The sequence below is a fragment of the Mesorhizobium sp. M0983 genome, from assembly GCF_040318975.1.
GTDB lineage: Bacteria > Pseudomonadota > Alphaproteobacteria > Rhizobiales > Rhizobiaceae > Mesorhizobium.
In genome coordinates this window covers 304,457-325,609 of record NZ_JAMYNH010000001.1, presented here as the reverse complement: position 1 = coordinate 325,609, position 21,153 = coordinate 304,457, and the positions used below count along the sequence as shown (strand labels likewise).

The window sequence follows — 21,153 nt, the reverse complement described above, 5'->3', positions numbered from 1 at the left end:
GGGATGCGCCGTCACCCGCCATTCAGCGATTTTAGCAGATCGTCGATCGACGAGGGATCGAACTTGAGCTTTGGCGGGGGCGGCACTGAGGGTGGCACGTTATTTGCGGCCGGTGGCGCACGTTCTGCTTTCTGCGCTTGCTCCGCCGCGGCCTTGCGTTCGGCGTCGAGCTTTGCCTTCTCTTCCGAGGCGATCCGCAACGCCTCTTCCGCCCTCTGGCGTTGCTGTTCTTCGGCCTGCGCTGCTTCCTCGGCAGCCTGTTGCGCCGCCTCGGCTTTGGCTTCGGCATCCGCTTTGGCCTTTGCAGCCGCCTCGGCTTTCGCCCTGGCCTCGGCTTCGGCCTTCGCCGCTGCATCCGCTTTCGCCTTGGCTACAGCCTGCGCCCTGGCCTCCGCTTCGGCTTGGGCCTGCGCCTCAGCTTCGGCCTTTGCCTTGGCGCCAGCTTCAGCCTTCGCCTTGGCTTCAGCCTGCGCCCTCGCCTCCGCTTCGGCTTGGGCCTGAGCCTCGGCTTCGGCCTGTGCCTTAGCGTCCGCTTCAGCCTTCGCCTTGGCTTCAGCCTGCGCCCTCGCCTCCGCTTCGGCTTGGGCCTGCGCCTCAGCTTCGGCCTTTGCCTTGGCGTCGGCCTCGGCCTTCAGCCGCGCTGCTTCCTGTTGCCTGCGCAGTTCCTCCGCCGCTCTTTCACGCTCGGTTTGCAGGGCAGCGTAGTAGCGCACCTCACGCCGCAGCCTTTGTTTCTCGAGCAGCGCGGCTTGCATGGCTTCGACCCGCTGCTGCTCCTTTTCCAGCGCACGCTGGGTCAGGAACTGTGCCAGTGGCTCGCTGTCGAACTGCCGTTTGATGGCGCCGAACGGACCGTCGACGCTGAAATTCAAAATTGGTTCGGAGCCGACCAGCGCCTCGTCGCCGGGTCGGTAGGCGATCTCGCCCTTGGCATCGACGGTGCTGGTATTCAGATCGGCGGTGATGTCGGCGGACAGCGTCGCGCCCGGGCTTTCGAATTTGACCGGTGGCGCCCTCAGCGTGCCGCCGGCGATGGTGAAGGCAATATCGGTGTCCTGCGCCGGAAAACTTCCCGCCGCGGCGATCTGCGGCACGAAGCCGGCAGTCTTCGACGCGTCGATATCGCGCCCTATCGCGTCGGCCTTGGCGATGAATGCGCCAAAGGCATCGGGATTGAAGCCGGCAATAGTCATGCCCTTCAGCGTCGCCGTGCCGGAACCGGACAGCGCCGCGACCATCGCGTCGACCGATTTGCCGCTGGTCGAAAGCGCCGTCGAGAAATCGCCGCTTCCGCTGAAACCGGCCTCCGGCAGCACGGCTGCCAGATCGGAGCCGGCGAGTTTCATCTGACCGGAGAAAAGCCCGGTGCCGTCATTGTTCTTGAGCTCGAACAGGCCACTCAACTCGCCGCCGAGGAATTTTGCCTTGAGGTCGGAAACACGAATGCCCTCCTGGTCGAGCTGCAGCGAAAGCGCAGCGTCATAGGCGGTGGCAAGCGGGCCGGCGGCAAGCGACGCCGCCGTCAGATCGAGATCGGCGGTAAATGGCAAACTGGATTTCTGGCTGAACGGTGCCGTCGGCCAGGCCCCGTCATTGACGAGGAAGGCCTGGTCGCCGAACAGCATCATCGCCATCGGATCGAGGTCCAGCTCGTCCAGCGACAGCGCGCCGGCAAGATGCGGCAGCCCCTCCTTGACGTCGATATTTACGTCACCGGAAACCGCCGCTTCGTTGACGGCGCCGTTGAGGCCGCTCAGCACCAAAAGACCATTGCCGTAGTCGGCATCGGCAGCAAGCGACGTCGACATGCCGGTCCCCATGCCAGGCAGGCCGACGCCGGTCGTCATCAGCCATGGCTCGATGTCGGCCGTTTCCAGGCTGACCTTGCCCTTGGCGGCCGCGCCCTGAGGCGTGTCGGCAACTGTCCCGTCGAAACCAGCTTTGAAGTCGTTGCCGGCCAGGCTGAAGCGTGTCGCCAGGCCGCCGCCAAGTGTGCCTTTGGCCGAGACGTCGGTGGTCGCCTCGCCGAGCATGCCGAGTGGCAGCGCCGGCAACCCGTAAAGCGCCAGAAGTGCGGTGGCGTCGGCGTTCCGGGCATTGAAGGTCAACGTCACCGGCGCTTCGAGGGGCCGGTCGAGCGCCCCTTTGCCGGACAGCGACGCCGAAAAGGCCGAACCACCGGCCCTGCCCTGTGCGCTCATTGCCAGTCCAGTCGTACCGTCGCCATTGTCTGCGGCACTCGTGACGGCGTCGATACGCGCATCCTGGAACAGCTCCGGATAGGCAGCGGCCCGCGCCGCCAACCCGTTCAGCACCGCATTGTCCGGATAATGCCGGACGGCGACGTCGATCAGCGGCTTGAGGTCGACGGCGACCACCGAAGCGTCGAGCTTCCCGGTCGGGCTCGCCGGGAAGTCCTTGATCCGGCCGGTGGCGCTGATAGAGGCGCCGGCAAGTCCGCCGACCGACAGGCGGTCGATCTCAAGCAGCCCGTCGCGCAATCTAAGCGCGGTGTCGACGCTATCGGCGGTCAACCCACCTGCGCTGACCGGCCCGGCCTTGATCTGGAAATCGAGGTCGCGGTCGGAAAAGCGGTTGGCTCCCTTGTCGCTGACGAAGATCGAGGCGAAGGCGGCGAGTCCATCGACGTCGAGTTCGCCACCTTCCAGTTGCATCAGCACCGATGGCCTTGTGTCTTCGGGCTGGGTGGAATCGATGCGGCCGGAGAACTTCGCCTTGCCGAGGATGAGTTCGAGATCGCTGAAGGCCTGGTGCTTTTCACTCAAATCTACTTTTGCCTTGAAGCCGGCGGCCGGCAAGCGGCGGATCGCCTCGTCGACGTCCTTCGACAGCCAGGCGGCAAAGCCGGAGGGCTGCGCCACAGCCAGAAGCAGCGATCCGGTGAATCCAAAATGATCCTCGACGCTGACCATGCCATTGGCTTCCAGCTTGGCGCGGCCGGGCAGCGTGGCGGCCAGCGATTTCACCGCCCAGCCGCCCTCGGCCGGTTCGGCGGATAGATGCACGTCGCGAACCGTCGTGTCGCCTGCCACCACCGCCGGCAGTCTCACCTCGACCGTGCCCGGTATGGTCGGCTTCGGCAGATCGAGCAGCGCCTGCTCCAGCGCCGCCACCCGCTCGGACAGCGTCAATCCGGCACCGGCCGCCGCCCCCACGGCCTCGTCGAACTGCACCTGTGCGCCATTGGCCTCGATCGAGAAATGCGGCTTCAGCCCAAGGTCGACCGCAGCCTTGCCGTCGGCGGTGTAAGGATTGCCGAGCGGTCCGGTCTCGAAGCGGAACTCGTCGACGCCGAGCTCCTGGTGGTCGAGCGAAAACTTGCCGTTCAGCCTGAACCCCGGATCCGGCTTGCCGGCGCTGACTTTCACTGCCTCGCCGTCGGTGCCGCGCAACTGCGCTACAGTCTGGTCTGCGCCCGATATCTTGAACTGGCCCGAATAGACCGCGGCGCCCTCGACGAGGCCCACATTGCCGTCGGTCTCGATGACCAGCGGATAGTCATCCGGACCGGCTTTGAGCCTGAGCCGCATTTGCCCGTCCGGTTCGGCCTTGCCGGTGGAAGCGGCGATCGTGGTCCGCAACCCGTCCAGCAACAGGGAGCCGTCCATCCGCCAGGGGCCGCCCAGCGACTTGGCCGAGATCGTCGAGTTGATCTCGGAAATAAGATGGCTACGGCCGCCGGCAGCGTGGCTGAGCGCGATCTGTCCTTCCGTCACCGTCAGCTTCTCGATGGAGATCTGGCCGGGATCGAACGGCGAGGACGGCCGTATCGTCCAGTCGACCGTGCCGTTGGCGGCGATGTCGATCGTCGCCTTCGGCCGCACCAGGCGCATGTCGAAGATCAGCACCTCGCCGCGCAGGAATGGCGCGAGTTCTGCATCCATCGAAAAGGTTTCGACGGTCATCGCCGGCTGGCCGTTGGGGCCACCGGCGACGGCGACGTTGGAAAAGGTCACCGAGGGAAACGGCAGCAGCCTTGCCGTTGCATCGCCTCGCACGGTCACCTTGCGGCCAAGAACGGCGCTCGCCTCGCGTTCGAAATCGGCGCGATAACCCGTCCAGTCGACAAAGTACGGCACCACCAGCGCCGCACACAGCACCAGCACGAGAAGCCCACCGAAGATCACGAACAGGCGTGCGAGCATGAACTCCGAAGCAGTTGATTGAAAATCAGCCGCACTCTACCCGCATCAGCGTGTCGATAAAGAGGCAATTCCCGCCAGACAGCGTCCAGGGCAAACGAAGGCGGCCAAGAAAACTCAGCGCGCGTCGCGCTTTGCCTGCGCCACCTTTGCCGCCTGCCGCTGCCGGCCGAGTTCCATCGGCCGGATCAGATTCTCGGGCCGCCGGCTCACGATCGCGCGCATGCCTTTGTGCGCGGTGCGCGTGTTGAACTCGGGACCGTCTGCCGCAGCGCCCTGCTTCATGGACAGCGCCTTGCGTGCATTCTCGACCAGCGAAACACGCGCTGCCAACTGGCGGCGGCGTTCGGCCTCGCCATTGAGCCGCCGCATGGTCATCGCCAGAACCGCCAGCTTCAACTGCGAACCTTCATCGGCCTTCGAGGCGCCGGCGCCCTTTGGCGCACCCTTGCCGCGCATTTCGCGGCGGCGGCGATGCGCCTCGGTCTGGGCCTTGTCGCGCCGCTCCCTTAGGAGCTTGACCAGGCTGGCGAGTTCGGGGCGTCGGCAAGATGCTGCACTGCTGGATGGTGCGACTTCTCGACGAGAGCATGTTCGTCGGCGCTCAGCGCCCGAGCCTCTTCCTTGCGTGAAATCGCCATGACACCATTCCTCCGTCTTTGACGCCTGCCTGCCTCTCAGGTGCTTGGAGTCTCGATCCAAATGGTGGTGCGGTCAAGCCAGGGACCATCTGGATCTTCTTCCACTATTCGGCCGGCAATATCTTGCCGGGGTTCATTATATTCAGCGGGTCGAGCGCCTGCTTGATCGTGCGCATGATGTCGACGCCATGACCGAGCTCATGCCGCAGGAAGCCGATCTTGCCTTGCCCTATGCCATGCTCGCCGGTGCAGGTGCCGTCCATGGCGATGGCGCGCATATTGAGCCGCGCCACGAATTTTTCCGCCAATGCGATCTCCTTCGGGTCGTCCACGTCCATCAGCACCAATACATGGAAATTGCCGTCGCCGGCATGGCCGACGATCGGTGCGATCAGGCCCATCTCGGCGATATCCGCCTCGGTCTCGGTGACACATTCGGCAAAGCGCGAGATCGGCACGCAGACATCGGTCGACAGGCCCTTGGCGCCCGGCCGCAGCGTCAGCGACGACCAGTAGGCATCGTGCCTGGCTTTCCACAATTTTGTCCGCTCTTCGGCGACGCTGGTCCACAGGAACGGGCCGCCGCCATTTTCCTCGGCGATCATGCCGAAAGTCTCGGCCTGTTCGGCGACGCTGGCATCGCTGCCGTGGAACTCGACGAACAGGCAGGGGCTCTCCGGATAGTCGAGCTTCGAATAGGTCTTCATCGCTCGCATCTGCAGCGCATTGACCAATTCGATGCGCGCCACCGGAATGCCCATCTGGATGGTCGCGATCACCGCGTTGCAGGCCGCCTCGACGCTGGGAAACGGGCAGACGCCGCCCGAAATCGCCTGCGGAATGCCCTGCAGCTTCAAGGTCAGCTGGGTGATGATGCCAAGCGTACCTTCCGAGCCGATCAGCAGCCGCGTCAGATCATAGCCGGCCGAGCTTTTCTTGGCGCGCTTTCCGGTCGTAACCGCTTCGCCGTCGGCCATCACCGCCGTCAGTGACAGGACGTTGTCGCGCATCGTGCCGTAGCGCACGGCGTTGGTGCCCGACGCCCGTGTCGCCGCCATGCCGCCGAGCGAAGCGTTGGCGCCCGGGTCGATCGGAAAGAACAGGCCGGTGTCGCGCAGATGCCGGTTGAGGTCCTCGCGCGTCACGCCGGGCTCGACGGTGCAATCGAGGTCCTGCGGATTAACTGCAACGATACGGTTCATGCGTGACGTATCGAGCGAGATGCCGCCGCCCGGCGCATTGGTATGGCCTTCCAGCGAAGAGCCGACGCCAAAGGCGATCACCGGCACGCGATGTGCAGCGCACGCACGCACGATCTCCTGCACCTCCTCCGTCGTCTCGGCAAAGGCGACACCGTCCGGCGCCTGCGTCGGGATATAGGTCGTGGTGTGCGCGTGCTGGGCGCGGATCGCCTGGCCGGTCTGGAAGCGCTCGCCGAGCCGCTGCTTGAGGATGCCGAGCACGGCGGCAATGCCTTCCTCGTTGCGTTCGACCGGGTTGAGGTCGCTTAGAGCCATCGATTCCTCCGCGAATGGACCAGCGTCCACCCTTGTTCTGCATCTAGGGATGCGTAGTCTCACCGACCACGCTCTGTCCAGTCCACGCTCATCCCGGCATGACGAGAAGGAAGTTTCCGATGCCCATCCCCGCCCCTTTCGTCTCTCGCGCCATGGACATCGAGAAGGCCTGGATCGACTACAACGGCCATCTGAACATGGCCTATTACAACGTGCTGTTCGACCGTTGCTCCGACGAAGCCTTCGAGATGATGGGAATGGGGATGGACTATGTGAGGGAACGGCGGCTGACCATCTACACCGCGGAAGTCCATGTCTGCTACGTCCAGGAGCTGCATCTCGACCACAAGGTCACGGTCTCGTTCCAGCTCCTCGACCATGACGACAAGCGGCTGAGGGCCTATCAGGAAATCCGCCATGTCGACGGCTGGCTTGCCGCCACGTCCGAAACGCTGTCGCTGCATGTCGACATGGCTGGCCCGAAGGTGGCGCCCTTCCCCGCCGACGTCCTTGCCAGGGTGGAAGCGATGCGCGCCGCCCATGCCGCCCTGCCGATGCCGGAGCGCGCCGGCCGCTCGATCGTTATTCGTCGTAAGCCGGCTTGAACCGCAACCCAACCGCCGTTAACCTTACCGAGGTTTTAACGTGAACAAGCCGAATTGAGACGTTGAACGACTCAGCGCGGCGTTGGAAAACCATCCGCATCGAGTTGCGATACGGGCGGCGGAGCAGCAGCGGTTCGGGGAACGTGCATGAAAACCGACATCAAGGTCGAGGCGGACAGGCTGGCGGCTGACCCACGCATCACCGACTATGATTTCTGGCGCTCGCTGAAGAACCTCAACAACGAGATCTCCCACATCGCCAACAACAACGAGCCGATCCCCTTCGCCATGATCCGCTGGCGCGCCATCCTTAAGCAGGCGCGGATGAAACGCGGCCACGCCTGAAACTGTTATGATAACACCGAGCTTGCGGCACAAGAATACAGCGTTGCTTACGACAACGAATGGTCGCCAGGCAGCAAGCCACCGAATTCCGGCATCTATCGTTGCAAGAATTGCGGTGAAGAAATTGCGGCGAACAAAGAAAACGGCCAAACAAGGCGATGGATTGGAAGCTGTTTCAGCAGCCAACTACAAACAGACAATCCCTGATCCTCTAAGATTTTAGTCTTCAGGCCCGGTAAATCCACTGTTCTGGCACGCGCACCGAAATCTCCTCGCCGGCCGTGATCGTGCCGGGCTTCTCGACCCAGGCGACGAGGCCGCGCAAACGCTTCGCCGCTTTCGCGAACAGCAGCGCGCCGGCCTCGTGATCGGCCATCCCGGCATTTTCGGCGACCGATCGCCCGGCGATGCGGCAAGGCCCGTTCTGCGCGTCGATCTTGACAGTCGCGCCGCCTTTGAAGAACAGCAGCGCGCCGGACGGCAGCATCGAGAGGTGCGGCAGGCCTTCGATCAGGAGATTGGCGCCGATCCATTCCGGCTTGATCTCGGCGATGCCCATCCGTTCGGCAACGATTGCCAGTTCGTCCGCCGCGACGATCGACAATTGCCGTTCGTTGCGCATTTCGGTGCCGCGCGGATACCAGGGTTCCCGTCCGCCGGAGCGCCGCGTCGTGCCGGCGTGGAAATCGCCTTCAATGCCGTCGAAGCCAAGCTGCAACTTATCCACCGCCCGTGTCTCGAAATGATCGAATGGTGCGAGATAGAGCGAGGCCACCCTGGCGGTGAGCTTTCGCGCCGGGACGATCTCGACCGGAGTTTCGGCTTCGGGAAAAAGATCCAGCATGGGTTCGTTCCTCGCGTGATACGCGCAATTAGCCGCGGTCAGCTCATCGGGTCCAGTCGAAAGCGCTGATGCTCCGATCAAGCGGACTGATGCGACTCTGCTCGGCGCGTTCCGATGCTGGTTCCGTTCGCGCCGAAATGGTCAAAGCATGCGCAATAGCGCGCCGCCGATCGAGTAGCCGGCGCCGAAGGCGCAGAGCAGGCCGTAGTCGCCGGCCTTCATGTCGGCATGGTTCTCCGACAGGGCGATGATGGCACCGGCGGCGGCGGTGTTGCCGAGGCGCTCCAGCACCATCGGCGCGCGGTCATGGTCGACGTCATGGCCGAACGACAGTTTCAGGATCATGGCGTTCATCCGTGCATTGGCCTGATGCAGCCAGAAGCGCCGGATCGCTTGCGGCGTCAGCCCGTGTTCGGCCAGGAATTCGACGATGAACTTGTGGCCGGCGACGGTGACTTCCTTGAACACCTTGTTGCCGATCTGCTTGATCAGATTGCCTTCCAGATCGATCATGTACGGATCGTCCTGGGCAGCGCGGGTATAATAACCGAGATTGGTGCGGATGCTGTTCGACATCTGCGTCCAGGCGCGCGTGTCGAGCACCTCGAAGCGCCCCGGCCGCTTCTCGCCTTGGGCAAGCCCTTCGACGATCATCGACACGGAAGCGTCGCCGAAGATGAAATGCGTCTGCCGGTCGCGAAAATTGAGATGCCCGGTGATGATCTCCGGCGTCGTCACCAACACGCGTTTGTGCGCCCCCGCCCGCACCAGATTGACGGCGATGTGCAATGCGGCCGCCGCCGACGAGCAGCCGAGCCCCATGTCGAAGCCGGCGCCTTTCGTGCCCAGCGCCTGCTGCATTTCGATGGCGATCGCCGGATAGGGCCGCTGATGGTGCGAGGCCGAGCAGATCACCAGGTCGATGTCGCCAGGCTTCAGCCCGGCATGATCGAGCGCCTTGCTGGCCGAAGCGATGCCGAACTCGGCCTCCAGCGACAGCGCATCGTCGGGCCGCGCCGGGAAGCGCGGCGCCATGCGGGTCGGGTCGAGGATGCCTTCCCGTTCGATGACATGGCGGGTCTGGACGCCCGAGGCATGGACGATGAAGGCACTGTCCGATTTCTGTAGCAGCGGCTCGCCCGAGACCTCGCGGCGGATGTTCTCCATGTCCACCCAGGCGTTGAAGGTGGCGACGAGCTCCTCATTGGTGATCGAAGCTTCGGGGATTTCAACGCCGATGCCGCTGATGATGACGCGATGCATTTCCAGTTCGTCCCGTGCGCAGGCGTTGCGGCTTCGCCGCAAAAAGCTCGGCGCAACCTCTTTTTGCACCTAGCCAGTTTATGCCGGCTTAAATCAAGTCCCTGGGACGGGTCTTTACCAGGCGCAGAGCTTGGTATTGGTCTGCGGGTTGTTCCAGCAGGCACCGTCATCGCGGCTGCGCACGAATTGCCCGGGCAGCGGCACGTTGCGGCGGCCGAGATTGACATAGCCATAGGCAAAACCCGGTCCGTCGATTTCCAGGACGTAGGTCGGATAACCCGGCGCCGAGATGCGAAAGCTGCCGGCATCGTCCAGCGCCCGATAGCTGCACGAGAAATAGCCGTCGTCGCTGGTGAAGCAGCGCGCTCGCTTGGCCTCCGCCGATAGAGACAAGGCAAGCACAGCGGCCGCGCAAACGCTGCCGCCGAAAACGAGCTTTTTCAGTGTCATCATCCACCCCCATGGCCCATGAAGGGCCGTGCCCCAGCGAGATGCGCATGACGGCGAAAGCCGGTCAAGCATCCGCCATGCACTGTTTTTGGGTGTAGCTAAGAGTTTCTAAGCGGAACGCCGCGCCACGATGAAGAGACGGGGAAAGCGCAGCAATACCTTGCCGCTTGCCGTTTTCGGATAGGCTTCGCTGATCCTGGCCGTATAGCGCTTCAGGAAAAGCTGCCGCTCGTTCTCGTCGAGCGGATCGAGGAACGGCTTCAGCCCCGTCGACTTCACCCATTCGACGATCGCCTCGGCATCGGCCAGCGGATGGTTGTAGATCGTGTGCCAGATATCGAGCCGATCCGAGAATGGCGACAAAAGGTCGTAATAGAACGCGACCGGCGGCAGCGGCGCGCGGGCCGCGCGCTCGAGCTTTTCGGCAAACGGCATCTCGGCCGCGGTCTCCCGCATCAGCCGGTGCGAAGGCTCGGCCATATTGTCCGGCATCTGCACGGCAAGCGCGCCGCCGGGCGCCAAAAATCCTATCAGCCGCTGGAAGACCGCCGGATGCTCCGGCAGCCATTGAAACACCGCATTGGCAAAGATCACGTCGACCGGTTCGTTCGGCTGCCACGCCGCCGCATCCGCCAAGGCAAAGGTGACGCCGGGCAGGCGCGCCTTCGCCTTCTCGATCATGTCGAGGGAGGTATCGAAGCCGCTGATCTGCGCCTGCGGCCAGCGCTCGACCAGCAATTCGGTCGAATTGCCCGGCCCGCAGCCAATGTCGACCACCCGGCGTGGTTCCGGCACCGGCACCTGCGCAACGAGATCGCGCGCGGGGCGGGTGCGCTCGTCCTCGAATTTCAGGTAGAGGGCGGCGGACCAGTCGGCCATCTTGGTTCCTCAGATCATTTGAGAATTCGCCGCCCTGTAAATGTCTTACCGCGTCAGCCGCTTATACGTCATGCGGTGCGGATTGACCGCGTCCGGGCCGAGGCGGCGGATCTTGTCCTGCTCGTAATCCTCGAAATTGCCTTCGAACCATTCGACGTGGCTGTCGCCCTCGAAGGCGAGGATGTGCGTCGCCAGGCGATCGAGGAACATGCGATCGTGCGAGATGATGACGGCGCAGCCGGCGAAGCTCTCGAGCGCGTCTTCAAGTGCCGCAAGTGTTTCGGTATCGAGATCGTTGGTCGGTTCGTCGAGCAGCAGCACATTGCCGCCGGTCTTCAGCATCTTGGCCAGATGCACGCGGTTGCGCTGGCCGCCGGACAGGTTGCCGACCTTCTGCTGCTGATCGCCGCCGCGGAAATTGAACGACGCGCAATAGGCGCGGGTGTTGGCTTCGAACTTGCCGAGCTTGACCACTTCGGCGCCACCCGAGATCTCTTCCCAGACCGTCTTGGTCGGGTCGAGTGCGTCGCGGCTCTGGTCGACATAACCGAGCTTGACCGTCTCGCCGACGCGGATGGTGCCGGCATCGGGCTTTTCCTGGCCGGTGATCATGCGGAAAAGCGTCGTCTTGCCGGCGCCGTTCGGGCCGATGACGCCGACGATGCCGCCGGGCGGCAGCTTGAATTCGAGATCGTCAATCAAAAGCGTGTCGCCAAAGCCCTTCGACAGGTCCTCGACCTCGATCACCACATTGCCGAGCCGCTCGCCATGCGGAATGACGATCTGCGTATCGCTCGGACGCCGCTTGTCGGCCGCATCCAGCAGATCCTGGAACGCCTGGATACGGGCCTTCGACTTGGTCTGCCGGGCTTTCGGGCTGGACTGGATCCACTCGCGCTCGCGGCCGATCGCCCGCTGGCGCGCATCGTCCTCGCGGCCTTCCTGCTTGAGCCGCTTGGCCTTGGCTTCGAGATATTTGGTGTAGTTGCCTTCGTACGGGATACCGCGGCCGCGATCGAGCTCGAGGATCCAGCCGGTGACATTGTCGAGGAAGTAGCGGTCGTGGGTGATGATCATCACCGCGCCCGGATAGGCGCGCAGATGCTTTTCCAGCCACGCCGTCGTCTCGGCGTCGAGATGGTTGGTCGGCTCGTCGAGCAGCAGAAGGTCGGGCTGGCGCAGCAAGAGCTGGCAGAGCGCGACGCGACGGCGTTCGCCGCCCGACAGCTTGGTGACATCGGCCTCCTTGGGCGGGCAGCCGAGTGCCTCCATCGCCATCTCGACCTGCTGCTCGAGATCCCACAGATTGAGCCGGTCCATCTCGTCTTGCAGCTTGGCCGACTCGTCCGCCGTCTCGTCGGAATAGTTCATCATCAATTCGTTGTAGCGCTCGATGATCGCGGTCTTGGCGGCAACGCCTTCCATGACGTTTTCGAACACATTCTTGTTCGGATCGAGCGCCGGCTCCTGCGCCAGGTAACCGACGGTCGCGCCTTCGGCCAGCCAGGCCTCGCCGCTCCACTCCTTGTCGATGCCGGCCATGATCTTGAGAATCGTCGACTTGCCGGCGCCGTTGGGGCCGAGGATGCCGATCTTGGCGTCCGGGTAGAAGGACAGATGGATGTTCTCGAGCACCTTCTTGGTGCCGTAGGCCTTGTTGAGGCCGGCCATGTGATAGATGAACTGGCGTGCCACGCGCGCTTTCCCTGAAAAGTCGACTGATGTCGGATTGAATGGAAGTTGGAGGCTATGTAAGCGATGCGGCCCCGAACGGCAAACAGTTTTGGTCCCAGGCGGAATTGGTCGCACCGCGAACGCTTAGCCGCTTCATTTCGTGCCGGCGCCCGGGCGAAAGCTCCGGTTAACCATTCCGCGTCAAAACAGTGTTTGGATGGGAAATCGCTGGCAGCCGCGATTTCGGGGAGAGAGATCGGGCCGTGCTGAACAGTTTCCTGCTTTTTGCCGAAGCGGTTCTCTATTTCGGCATCATGGTCACGCTTTTCCGGTTCAGAGGCCGCATCGGCCTCGGCGTCTTTGTCTGCGCCCTTGGCGTTATGCATTTCCTGGAAACCTACCTCGCCAGCGTCTTCTACGTCGCGCTGCCGTTCGGCATGGTGTCGCCGGGTTCGGCTGTGCTGTTTTCCGGCAAGCTGGTCATGCTGCTCCTGCTCTACATCAAGGAGGACGCGGCAACCGTCCGCCAGCCCATCTACGGCCTGCTGCTCGGCAATGCCCTGATGATCGGGCTCGTGCTGATCCTGCGCCTGCACGACATCGCACCGCTGCCCGACGGCAAGCTTCCGGACATCGGCTTCATCGACGAGATGGGCTGGCTGATGGTGTGGGGCACGACGCTGCTGTTCGTCGACGCCATCCTGATCATCCTGCTCTATGAAAAGCTCGGCAAATATCTGCGCAAAGCGCTTTTCACGCGCATCCTGGTCTCCGTCGCGTGCGTGCTCACCTTCGACCAGGCAGGCTTTTTCACGGCGCTGCATTTCGTCACCGGGGCGCCGGTCGCGGTGTTCTTCGGCGGCTGGTTCGCCAAGGTGGCAGCGGCCTTGGTCTACAGCACCATGCTGGTCGCCTACATCAGATGGTTCGAGGCGCGGCAGGTGCCGGCGCCGCGCGGGCTTTCCGACATTTTCGACACGCTGACCTATCGCGAGCGCTATGAGGCGCTGATCGAGCACGTCGGTCGCGACGGCCTCACCGGCCTACTGCACAGGGGTCGCTTCGACAGCGATGGCGAGGCCGCCGTCGCCGCCAGCCTGCGGACTGCCAGGCCGCTCAGCCTGCTGATCATCGATGTCGACCACTTCAAATCGATCAATGACCGCTTCGGCCACGCCGAGGGAGACAAGGTGCTGAAAGCCCTGGCGATTTTGCTTGGCGAACTTGTCGGGACCGAAGATCAATTGTTCAGGATCGGCGGTGAGGAATTCGCCATCCTCTGCTGGCGTCCACAGCCGCTCGCCAGACTGCTGGGCGAAACCGTCAGGCAAGCGGTCAAGACGTCTGCGAGCACCAGCCGGTTCGACATCACCGTCAGCGCCGGCATCTCGACGGTCAGCGAGACGACGCGTTGCCTTGCCGATCTCTTTGCGCTGGCCCACCAGCGTCTCTACAAGGCCAAATCGACCGGACGCGATCGCGTTGTCGGCGAACCGGGTGGCAACGAAGCAGACGGGCGCAACACATGGAACAGGCCGGAGCGCAGCGCCGGCGCGTAACTCTCACTCTGGTCTCGGATTGGCGCAATCAGGATTGTTTGCGCCGCTGCCATGCGCCGATCGCAACCGAAACCGCCATCAACCCGATCGCCAGCCATTTCATTGCCGCGATGACCGGGCCGGCATCGATGTCGTAGGCGATGAACAGAAGAATGCCCGGCACCAGCAGGCCGCAAAGCACGAGCGTGATCCGGTTGATCTGCCATGACACTTTTGCCGCAAGCATCTGGTCGCCGGGCACGGCGACAAGCGCGGCCCGCATTGCCTTCGGCGCGACCAGCGCGGTCGAGAGACGCAGCGAAATCGGCAAGCCGATGCCGATGATCAGCAAGGCGCATGCCGCCAGGAGCAGCGAAAACTTGAGCGCACTGGTTTCGGGTGGTACCGGGAACAGCAGCGTCGCCAGCGGCAGGAAGACACAGAATATCCCGAGCGCGGCGATGGCGATGAAGATCGCCGCGTTGACCAGCGTGAACAATTGGTAGGTGCCGCCGCCGATCGGTTTGGCCAGCGTGGTCATGCGCGCCCACTCCACTTCGGTGTAGGAAAAGCCCGGCCATTCCATATGGCCGTCTCGGATCGCCGTCATGCCCCTGGCCCAGAACGCCAGCCGCGCCAGCGCCCCGTTCGTCATGCCACTCATCGCCACCCCCTACGAATGTGTGCCTTCAAGACCATACCACCCCCGGCGCAAGGCGACAGTCGCGTTCGGCCTGTCTACTGGAACCCGACGGCGTCGACGGTACCCTTCGGACAACCCACCTTGGCTGTCGGTGCCGAGGCAAGCAGCAGCGCACCGAGCGAAGAGTTCGAAGCGATCGGGCCGGCCAGGCCGAGCGTCAGCTCGTCGATCAGCCGCCTGCCGCTCGAGGGATCGACCACGCAGGATACGCGGACCCGGTCGCCCGCGCCTTTGCCGAAGGCGCTGTCGAAGGTGCTGCGGATCTGATCGGATGTCAGCTGCTTGCCGACGTTCCTGGTGAAGAGATCGCGCACCGGCGACGCGTTCACCGCTTGCATCAGGTTCAAAGCGTCGGAGAAATACTCCTGCTGGCTCTTGCCGTAGCAGGTGCCGTGCTTGATCCATTCATGCCTTTCGAGGGCGGATGCGGTGCCCGGCATCACCTGGTCGAGTTCCGATCGCGTATTCGGGTCCAGCGTGACCGGCGGCAAATCCCGCCAATGTGCCGGATCGTCGTTCGCCTTGTCGCTTGCCGCGACCTGGCAATAGAAATTTCCATTCGGTTGCGGCCACAGCCCATGCAAGGTGAAGTGGGTCGCGTCGAAACCGGCGGCGGTCTGCGCCCGGCATTCGGTCTTGCTGGATTTGGTCTCACAGAAAGCCGGCTGCCAGCTCAGCGCGAAGACATATTCCGGCTTTCCGGACGCCGATGGCTTGTTCGGCTCGGCAGGCGCCGGTGCAGCCGGTATCGTCGACGCGCTGCCGCCCGAAACGTGACCGCAGCTGATCTTAACCCAGCGGCGCTCCGGATCGGCGCCCGGAACGCGGATGAGATAGTGCGTGGGCGCGTCCTTGTTGCCGGCCAGCAGATCGTAACTCTGGCCAGCCGCGGTCGAGACGTTGCGGGGATTCTTGCCGCTCTTGATCGCCTGCGTTGCCGGACAGGCGGCATCGGCGACGAAAGAGCCGGTCATCTTCACATCGGCCCGCGCCGCGCTTGCGCCAGCAAACGCAAGAAACACCGCCCCCCATATCGCCCAAATCCGCATTCCGGCACTCCTCGTATTCACGCCGCAAGCTAGAACTTGCGACATGTCAGAATTACGATTTCTTTCGTCGGCCGTAAAAACAATCGCCAGCGCATTGAGACGGTTCCCGTGTGGTCGATCAGGATCCGCCCGCCTCCACGCGTTCTGTCAAGGTGCGCAGCAGATCAAGCGAGGCTTTTAGCGCGTCGGCGTCCATACCCTCCGAAACGCGGTTCGCCCAAACATGCTGGCGTGTGCCGATATTCTTGACCGCTGCCCGGCCGGCATCGGTTATCGACAACAGCTTGGCGCGGCGATGCGCTGGGTTGTCGGCATAGGCGGCAAGCCCCTCCGCAGCCAGTATGTCGGCCAGCCGCTGTACGCTCTGACGGGCGAGACCCATGTCGCGGGCGACGTCGGCCACGGATTTCGGCTCCTTCAAAACCGCACCCAAAACCTGCCAGCGCGCTGCCGTCAGCCCGGTTGGAGCGGCCAGCCGGTCGGCCGCATCCAGAAAACTGCCGTTCATCCTGAACACGGCAAGCACGAGTTCCGTGAACACATTTGCCGCTTCGGTCCTGGTCGTCATTTCTGGCCGGCCTCGATGGTCGCGACGAAATTATTGACGGCTTCGGCTACGACCTCGGGCTTGTCAAGCATCACCCAATGGCCGCTGCCCGCCACGATCTGGCGCGGAATGTCCGTGCGCAGCCGGTAGAGCGCGGCTGGAGTGTCACTGGCCTCGGTAGCCAATACGAACATAGGCCCGCGATACGCATTGAGTGCCGGCTCCGGGTTCCATTCGGCCAGTGCCTTGCCGACACCTGCCCTCGCCGCCGGATCGACCACTGCCACATCGGCCAGAACACGCTGGCGAACAGCCGCGTTAGGGCCGGCAATCGACGTGTAATAGGCGTTCAGGACATCGCGGCCTTGCGGACCGGCCAGATCGCGGACAAAGCCGTCGCGAATCGCCTGCGGCAGCGCACGAGGATTGGTCGCCGGGTCGACGAGCAAGACACCTGCGACCCGGTCGGCATGGCTGGCGGCATAAGCGAGCGCCACACCACCGCCGCCGCTGTGCGCGACAATGAGAAACCGCTTCAGGCCAAACGCGTCGGCCACGGCACCGACATCCATTGCACGGCCGTCATAGCCATAGTCACCGTCCTGCGCCGGCGCGGAGGCGCCATGGCCGCGAAAATCGAAGGCTACCGCCTCGCGGCCTTCGACGGAGAGCTGCATCACCCGGTCCCAGTGGGAAGCGCGGCTGCAATCTCCATGCAGGAACAGGATCGGCAGGCCATTGCCGGCGTTGATCCTATAAGTGGCAAGCTGGCCTTGCGGGCCTGGAACGGTGGACGTCATCATGGGTCATCTCCCTGGTTTCCTGACTGAACCGCAGCAATCCCTGGCAACAGGGTGGCCGTCGTGAAGGCGAAGCCCGCCAGCAAGATTGCACGCCGCGAAATGGCCCCGGTGGTTTTCATAGTTATACCCCCAATCTGCTACTGACCAATTGACAGTAAGCTGTCATGTAATCATATTGACAGCATACTGTCAACTAGCGTCGAATGGGTACCCTACGTCTCTTGACGTCGATCGCTGCGTCGCCCAACAGTCGCCGAGGGGAGCGAGACATGCCATTTGACAAGCAGAGGATGCTGGCATCGCCGACCGGCGCCGAGCTCAACCTTTATGTGAAACACGCCACAGGCCAGCCGCGCGCCATTGTCCAGATCAATCACGGGTTGGCCGAGCACGCGGCGCGCTATGCCCGCTTCGCCGATTTCCTCGGCGCGCGCGGCTACCAGGTCTACGCGCACGACCACCGTGGCCACGGCGTCACCAAGGCGCCCGACGCGCCACCTGGCAGGTTCGCCGATGCGGATGGAAGTGCCAAGGTCATCGCCGATGTCGCTGCCGTCCATGATCTGATCGCCAGGGAACAGCCCGGCCTGCCGGTCATCGCCTTCGGTCACTCCTTGGGCGCGTCGGTCGCGCTGAACTTTGTCCTCCGCAACTCGGCGCGCATCCATGCCGCCGCGATCTGGAACGGCAATTTCTCTGCCGGACTGCTCGGCCAAATCGCGCTGGGCATGCTTGCCTGGGAAAAGTTCCGGCTTGGCTCAGACGTGCCGTCGCGCATGCTGCCCCGGCTGACGTTCCGGGCTTGGGGCAAGGCAGTGCCCGATCGCCGGACGCCCTTCGACTGGCTGTCGCGCGATGCCGCCGAAGTCGAGAAATACATCGCCGACCCGCTCTGCGGCTGGGACGCATCGGTGTCGATGTGGCAGGACATCGTCAAGATGACGCTGCATTGCGGCCGCGACCGCAATTTTTCCGGCGTGCGGCGCGACCTGTTCGTCAATCTGGTCGGAGGCGAGCAGGATCCGGCCTCGGACGGCGGCAAGGCGGTCAGCCATCTTGCCGTCCGGATGCACATGATGGGTTTTTCGAATCTCGTTTCAAAGGTTTACGCCGAAACCCGCCACGAAAGCCTGAACGAGATCAACCGAGACATCATAATGGAGGATTTTGCCGCCTGGGCCGACCGCGTGCTGAGGGTGCCGTAACGGTTGGCCCATCGCAAGGGCCGTGACAGCGGCGCGCGGGGTTGATAGAGGCTGCGCTTTCGATCAACCAGGTGATCCATGACTGAGCCTCCGCTCAAAGGCATCCGCGTCATCGAACTCGCACGCATCCTTGCCGGGCCATGGGCCGGGCAGTTGCTTGCCGACCTCGGCGCCGACGTGATCAAGGTCGAGAGCCCGGACGGCGGCGACGACACCCGCAAATGGGGACCGCCCTTCGTCATCGGCCATGACGGCGAGAACCTTTCGGCCGCTTATTACCATTCCTGCAACCGCGGCAAGCGCTCCATCGCCATCGATTTCTCGACGCCCGAGGGCGCCGAGACGGTGCGCCGGCTGGTCGCGACATCGGATGTGCTGATCGAAAACTTCAAGGTCGGCGGGCTTAAGAAATACGGCCTCGACTATGACAGCCTGAGGAAAATCAACCCACGGCTGATCTATTGCTCGATCACCGGTTTTGGCCAGTCGGGACCGTATGCGCCGCGCGCCGGTTATGATTTCATCATCCAGGGCATGGCCGGCATGATGTCGATCACCGGCGAAGCCGGCCGCGAACCGCAGAAGGCGGGCGTGGCTATTTCAGATGTCTTCACCGGGCTTTATTCGGTCGTTGCCATCCAGGCGGCACTTCGCCACGCCGAGAAGACCGGCGAAGGCCAGCATATCGACATGGCGCTCTACGACACCCAGATCTCAACGCTCGGCAACCAGAACCTCAACTATCTCGTCTCCGGACAATCGCCGGTGCAGATGGGCAATGCGCATATGAACATCGCGCCCTACGAGGTGGTGCCGGTGAAAGATGGCCACATCATCCTGGCGGTCGGCAATGACGGCCAATTCGCAAAGTTTTGCGCTGCCGTCGGCCTCGATGAGCTGGCTTCGAACCCTGACTTCGCCACCAATCCCGCCCGCGTCGCCAACCGGGCAAAGCTGCGCGAGCACATGGTCGAGGCGCTGAAGGTCTTCGATCGCGACCCGCTGCTGGCCAAGCTGGAGACAGCCGGCGTGCCGGCCAGCCCGATCAACAATATCGGCCAGATGTTTGCCGACCCGCAGACCATCGCGCGCGGCATGCGGCTCGACCTCGATGACGGCCATGGCAATCTCTTGCCCTCGGTGCGCGCGCCGATGGTCATGTCCGGCACGCCGCTGGTCTATGAACGGCCGTCGCCGCGTCTCGGCGAACACACCGAAGAAATCCTTGCCGAACTGGAGAGGTCAGGAAAATGAAGACTGGCGGACAACTCATCGTCGATGCGCTCGAAGCCAACGGAACGGACCGTATCTATTGCGTGCCCGGCGAATCCTATCTGGCGGTGCTCGACGCGCTGCATGATTCGCCAATCCGCACCATCGTCTGCCGCCAGGAGGGCGGTGCCGCAATGATGGCCGACTGCCATGGCCGCCTGACCGGCAGGCCCGGCATCTGCTTCGTCACCCGCGGCCCAGGCGCCACCAATGCCTCGGCCGGCATCCACATCGCCATGCAGGATTCGGTCCCCCTCATCCTGTTCATCGGCCAGGTCGCCAGCCACGCCAAGGGGCGCGAGGCCTTCCAGGAGGTCGACTATGTCAGGTTCTTCGGCGATATCGCCAAATGGGTGGTCGAGATCGACGACGCCGCGCGCATCCCCGAATTCGTCACACGGGCATTTGCAGTGGCGACGTCCGGCCGCCCGGGCCCGGTCGTCATCTCGCTGCCCGAGGACATGCTGACCAGCCTTGCCGAGGCACCGGAAGCCCGGCATTACACCCCTGTCGAGACGCGGCCTGGCGAAGCCGAGCTCGACGCGCTGGACGAGCTGCTCAACAAGGCAAAGCGGCCGTTCGTCATCCTTGGCGGTACGCGCTGGGATGCGCAGGCCGTTGCACGGATGCGGACGATAGCCGAAGCCTGGTCGCTGCCGGTCGGCTGCTCCTTCCGCCGCCAGATGCTGTTCGACCATCTCCACGCGAACTATGCCGGCGATGTCGGCATCGGCATCAATCCCAAAGTGGCAACCGCCATCAAGCAGGCCGACCTTGTGCTGCTGATCGGCGGCCGCATGGGCGAGATGCCGTCATCCGACTACACGCTGCTGAAGAGCCCCTACCCCGACCAGACGCTGGTCCATATCCATGCCGACGCCGGCGAGCTCGGCCGCGTCTACCGGCCGGCGCTGGCGATCAATACCTCGCCTGCCGCTTTCGTCGAAGCCTTTGCCAAACGCAAGCCGGCCGCAACGCCGGTGTGGGCGGCGGAGGCAGCGAAGCTGCACACCGCCTATCTCGACTGGTCGACGCCTCCGGAGAGCGGCCCCGGCGCCGTGCAGATGGGGCCGATCATGAATTATCTCGAAACGATGCTGCCGGACGACGCCATCCTCACCAATGGCGCCGGCAACTACGCCACCTGGGTGCATCGCTACCATCGCTTCCGGCGTTTCGGCACGCAGGCAGCACCCACATCCGGCTCGATGGGCTACGGCACGCCGGCGGCGGTCGCCGCCAAACAGCTTTTCCCCGACCGCGACGTGATCGCCTTCGCCGGCGACGGCTGTTTCCTGATGAACGGGCAGGAATTCGCCACCGCCGTACAATACGGATTGCCGATCATCGTCATCGTAGTCAACAACGGCATTTATGGCACCATCCGCATGCATCAGGAGCGCGAATATCCCGGCCGTGTCGTCGCCACCGATCTGAAAAACCCCGACTTTGCTGCTTTGGCCCGTGCCTATGGCGGCCATGGCGAGACGGTGGAAAAGACCGCCGACTTCGCGGCGGCCTTCGAGCGCGCCCGTGCTAGCGGCAAGCCGTCGATCGTCGAGATCAGGCTCGACCCCGAAGCCATCACGCCGACCCGCACGATGACCCAGATTCGCGACAAGGCCTGACAAACAGGGTGGTTGCCCTGTTTTTGT

General features: G+C 63.6%; 17 protein-coding genes and 1 pseudogene. 6 read left to right on the top strand and 12 right to left on the bottom strand.

Features of this window, described 5'->3' with window-relative positions; translation table 11 throughout:
• Nucleotides 1-11: 11 nt before the first annotated feature.
• The 3 genes and pseudogenes from NKH71_RS01675 to NKH71_RS01665 form a co-directional block, all read right to left on the bottom strand.
• On the bottom strand, nt 12-4,166 hold the full coding sequence (locus NKH71_RS01675; RefSeq protein WP_352788467.1) for an AsmA family protein: 4,155 nt from the start codon (nt 4,164-4,166) through the stop codon (nt 12-14).
• Nucleotides 4,167-4,280: 114 nt separating this feature from the next.
• Nucleotides 4,281-4,804, bottom strand: a pseudogene (locus NKH71_RS01670) (hypothetical protein).
• Between the two features lie 104 nt (nt 4,805-4,908).
• Nucleotides 4,909-6,321 (bottom strand): FAD-binding oxidoreductase, encoded by a 1,413-nt coding sequence (locus NKH71_RS01665; protein ID WP_352788470.1) that lies wholly within the window; start codon nt 6,319-6,321, stop codon nt 4,909-4,911.
• A gap of 119 nt (nt 6,322-6,440) precedes the next feature.
• Here NKH71_RS01665 and NKH71_RS01660 point away from each other — a divergent pair, with 119 nt between their 5' ends.
• Complete coding sequence (locus NKH71_RS01660) at nt 6,441-6,926, top strand: thioesterase family protein (protein WP_352894191.1); 486 nt, start codon at nt 6,441-6,443, stop codon at nt 6,924-6,926.
• Between the two features lie 147 nt (nt 6,927-7,073).
• Entirely contained in the window at nt 7,074-7,271 is a 198-nt protein-coding gene (locus NKH71_RS01655) for a hypothetical protein (RefSeq protein ID WP_352788472.1), read from the top strand.
• A 226-nt stretch (nt 7,272-7,497) separates the two neighbouring features.
• Here NKH71_RS01655 and NKH71_RS01650 read toward each other — a convergent pair whose 3' ends face one another.
• The 5 genes from NKH71_RS01650 to ettA form a co-directional block, all read right to left on the bottom strand.
• Nucleotides 7,498-8,115 (bottom strand): MOSC domain-containing protein, encoded by a 618-nt coding sequence (locus NKH71_RS01650; protein WP_352495167.1) that lies wholly within the window; start codon nt 8,113-8,115, stop codon nt 7,498-7,500.
• 141 nt (nt 8,116-8,256) lie between these two features.
• Entirely contained in the window at nt 8,257-9,378 is a 1,122-nt protein-coding gene (locus NKH71_RS01645; protein ID WP_352684681.1) for a beta-ketoacyl-ACP synthase III, read from the bottom strand.
• 114 nt (nt 9,379-9,492) lie between these two features.
• Nucleotides 9,493-9,828, bottom strand: a complete 336-nt coding sequence (locus NKH71_RS01640) for a hypothetical protein (protein ID WP_352788474.1) — start codon at nt 9,826-9,828, stop codon at nt 9,493-9,495.
• Nucleotides 9,829-9,936: 108 nt separating this feature from the next.
• A complete protein-coding gene (gene tam, locus NKH71_RS01635) occupies nt 9,937-10,707 on the bottom strand; it encodes a trans-aconitate 2-methyltransferase (protein WP_352788476.1) in 771 nt (256 codons plus the stop codon).
• A 45-nt stretch (nt 10,708-10,752) separates the two neighbouring features.
• The gene (gene ettA, locus NKH71_RS01630) at nt 10,753-12,402 is read right to left on the bottom strand and encodes an energy-dependent translational throttle protein EttA (RefSeq protein WP_023720834.1); all 1,650 of its coding nucleotides are present in this window, start codon (nt 12,400-12,402) and stop codon (nt 10,753-10,755) included.
• A gap of 242 nt (nt 12,403-12,644) precedes the next feature.
• On the opposite strand from ettA, the gene NKH71_RS01625 reads away from it, so the two are divergent.
• Nucleotides 12,645-13,940 carry a GGDEF domain-containing protein gene (locus tag NKH71_RS01625; protein ID WP_352788478.1) on the top strand — a complete coding sequence of 432 codons (1,296 nt, stop codon included), beginning with the start codon at nt 12,645-12,647 and terminating at the stop codon, nt 13,938-13,940.
• Nucleotides 13,941-13,968: 28 nt separating this feature from the next.
• On the opposite strand, the gene NKH71_RS01620 is transcribed toward NKH71_RS01625, so the two are convergent.
• The 4 genes from NKH71_RS01620 to NKH71_RS01605 form a co-directional block, all read right to left on the bottom strand.
• Complete coding sequence (locus NKH71_RS01620) at nt 13,969-14,583, bottom strand: hypothetical protein (RefSeq protein WP_352482961.1); 615 nt, start codon at nt 14,581-14,583, stop codon at nt 13,969-13,971.
• A gap of 74 nt (nt 14,584-14,657) precedes the next feature.
• Complete coding sequence (locus tag NKH71_RS01615) at nt 14,658-15,671, bottom strand: ribonuclease T2 family protein (RefSeq protein WP_352482960.1); 1,014 nt, start codon at nt 15,669-15,671, stop codon at nt 14,658-14,660.
• A gap of 118 nt (nt 15,672-15,789) precedes the next feature.
• Nucleotides 15,790-16,239, bottom strand: coding sequence for a MarR family winged helix-turn-helix transcriptional regulator (locus NKH71_RS01610; RefSeq protein WP_352482959.1), 450 nt, complete (start codon nt 16,237-16,239; stop codon nt 15,790-15,792).
• Nucleotides 16,236-17,021, bottom strand: coding sequence for an alpha/beta fold hydrolase (locus NKH71_RS01605; RefSeq protein WP_023720840.1), 786 nt, complete (start codon nt 17,019-17,021; stop codon nt 16,236-16,238). The genes NKH71_RS01610 and NKH71_RS01605 overlap by 4 nt, the downstream gene beginning before the upstream one ends.
• 269 nt (nt 17,022-17,290) lie before the next feature.
• Between NKH71_RS01605 and NKH71_RS01600 the strand changes: the two genes are divergently transcribed.
• The 3 genes from NKH71_RS01600 (at nt 17,291) to NKH71_RS01590 (ending at nt 21,126) form a co-directional block, all read left to right on the top strand.
• A complete protein-coding gene (locus tag NKH71_RS01600) occupies nt 17,291-18,226 on the top strand; it encodes an alpha/beta fold hydrolase (protein WP_352495159.1) in 936 nt (311 codons plus the stop codon).
• Between the two features lie 78 nt (nt 18,227-18,304).
• A complete protein-coding gene (locus NKH71_RS01595; RefSeq protein WP_352495158.1) occupies nt 18,305-19,480 on the top strand; it encodes a CaiB/BaiF CoA transferase family protein in 1,176 nt (391 codons plus the stop codon).
• A complete protein-coding gene (locus NKH71_RS01590; RefSeq protein ID WP_023720843.1) occupies nt 19,477-21,126 on the top strand; it encodes a thiamine pyrophosphate-binding protein in 1,650 nt (549 codons plus the stop codon). The genes NKH71_RS01595 and NKH71_RS01590 overlap by 4 nt, the downstream gene beginning before the upstream one ends.
• Nucleotides 21,127-21,153 lie beyond the last annotated feature (27 nt).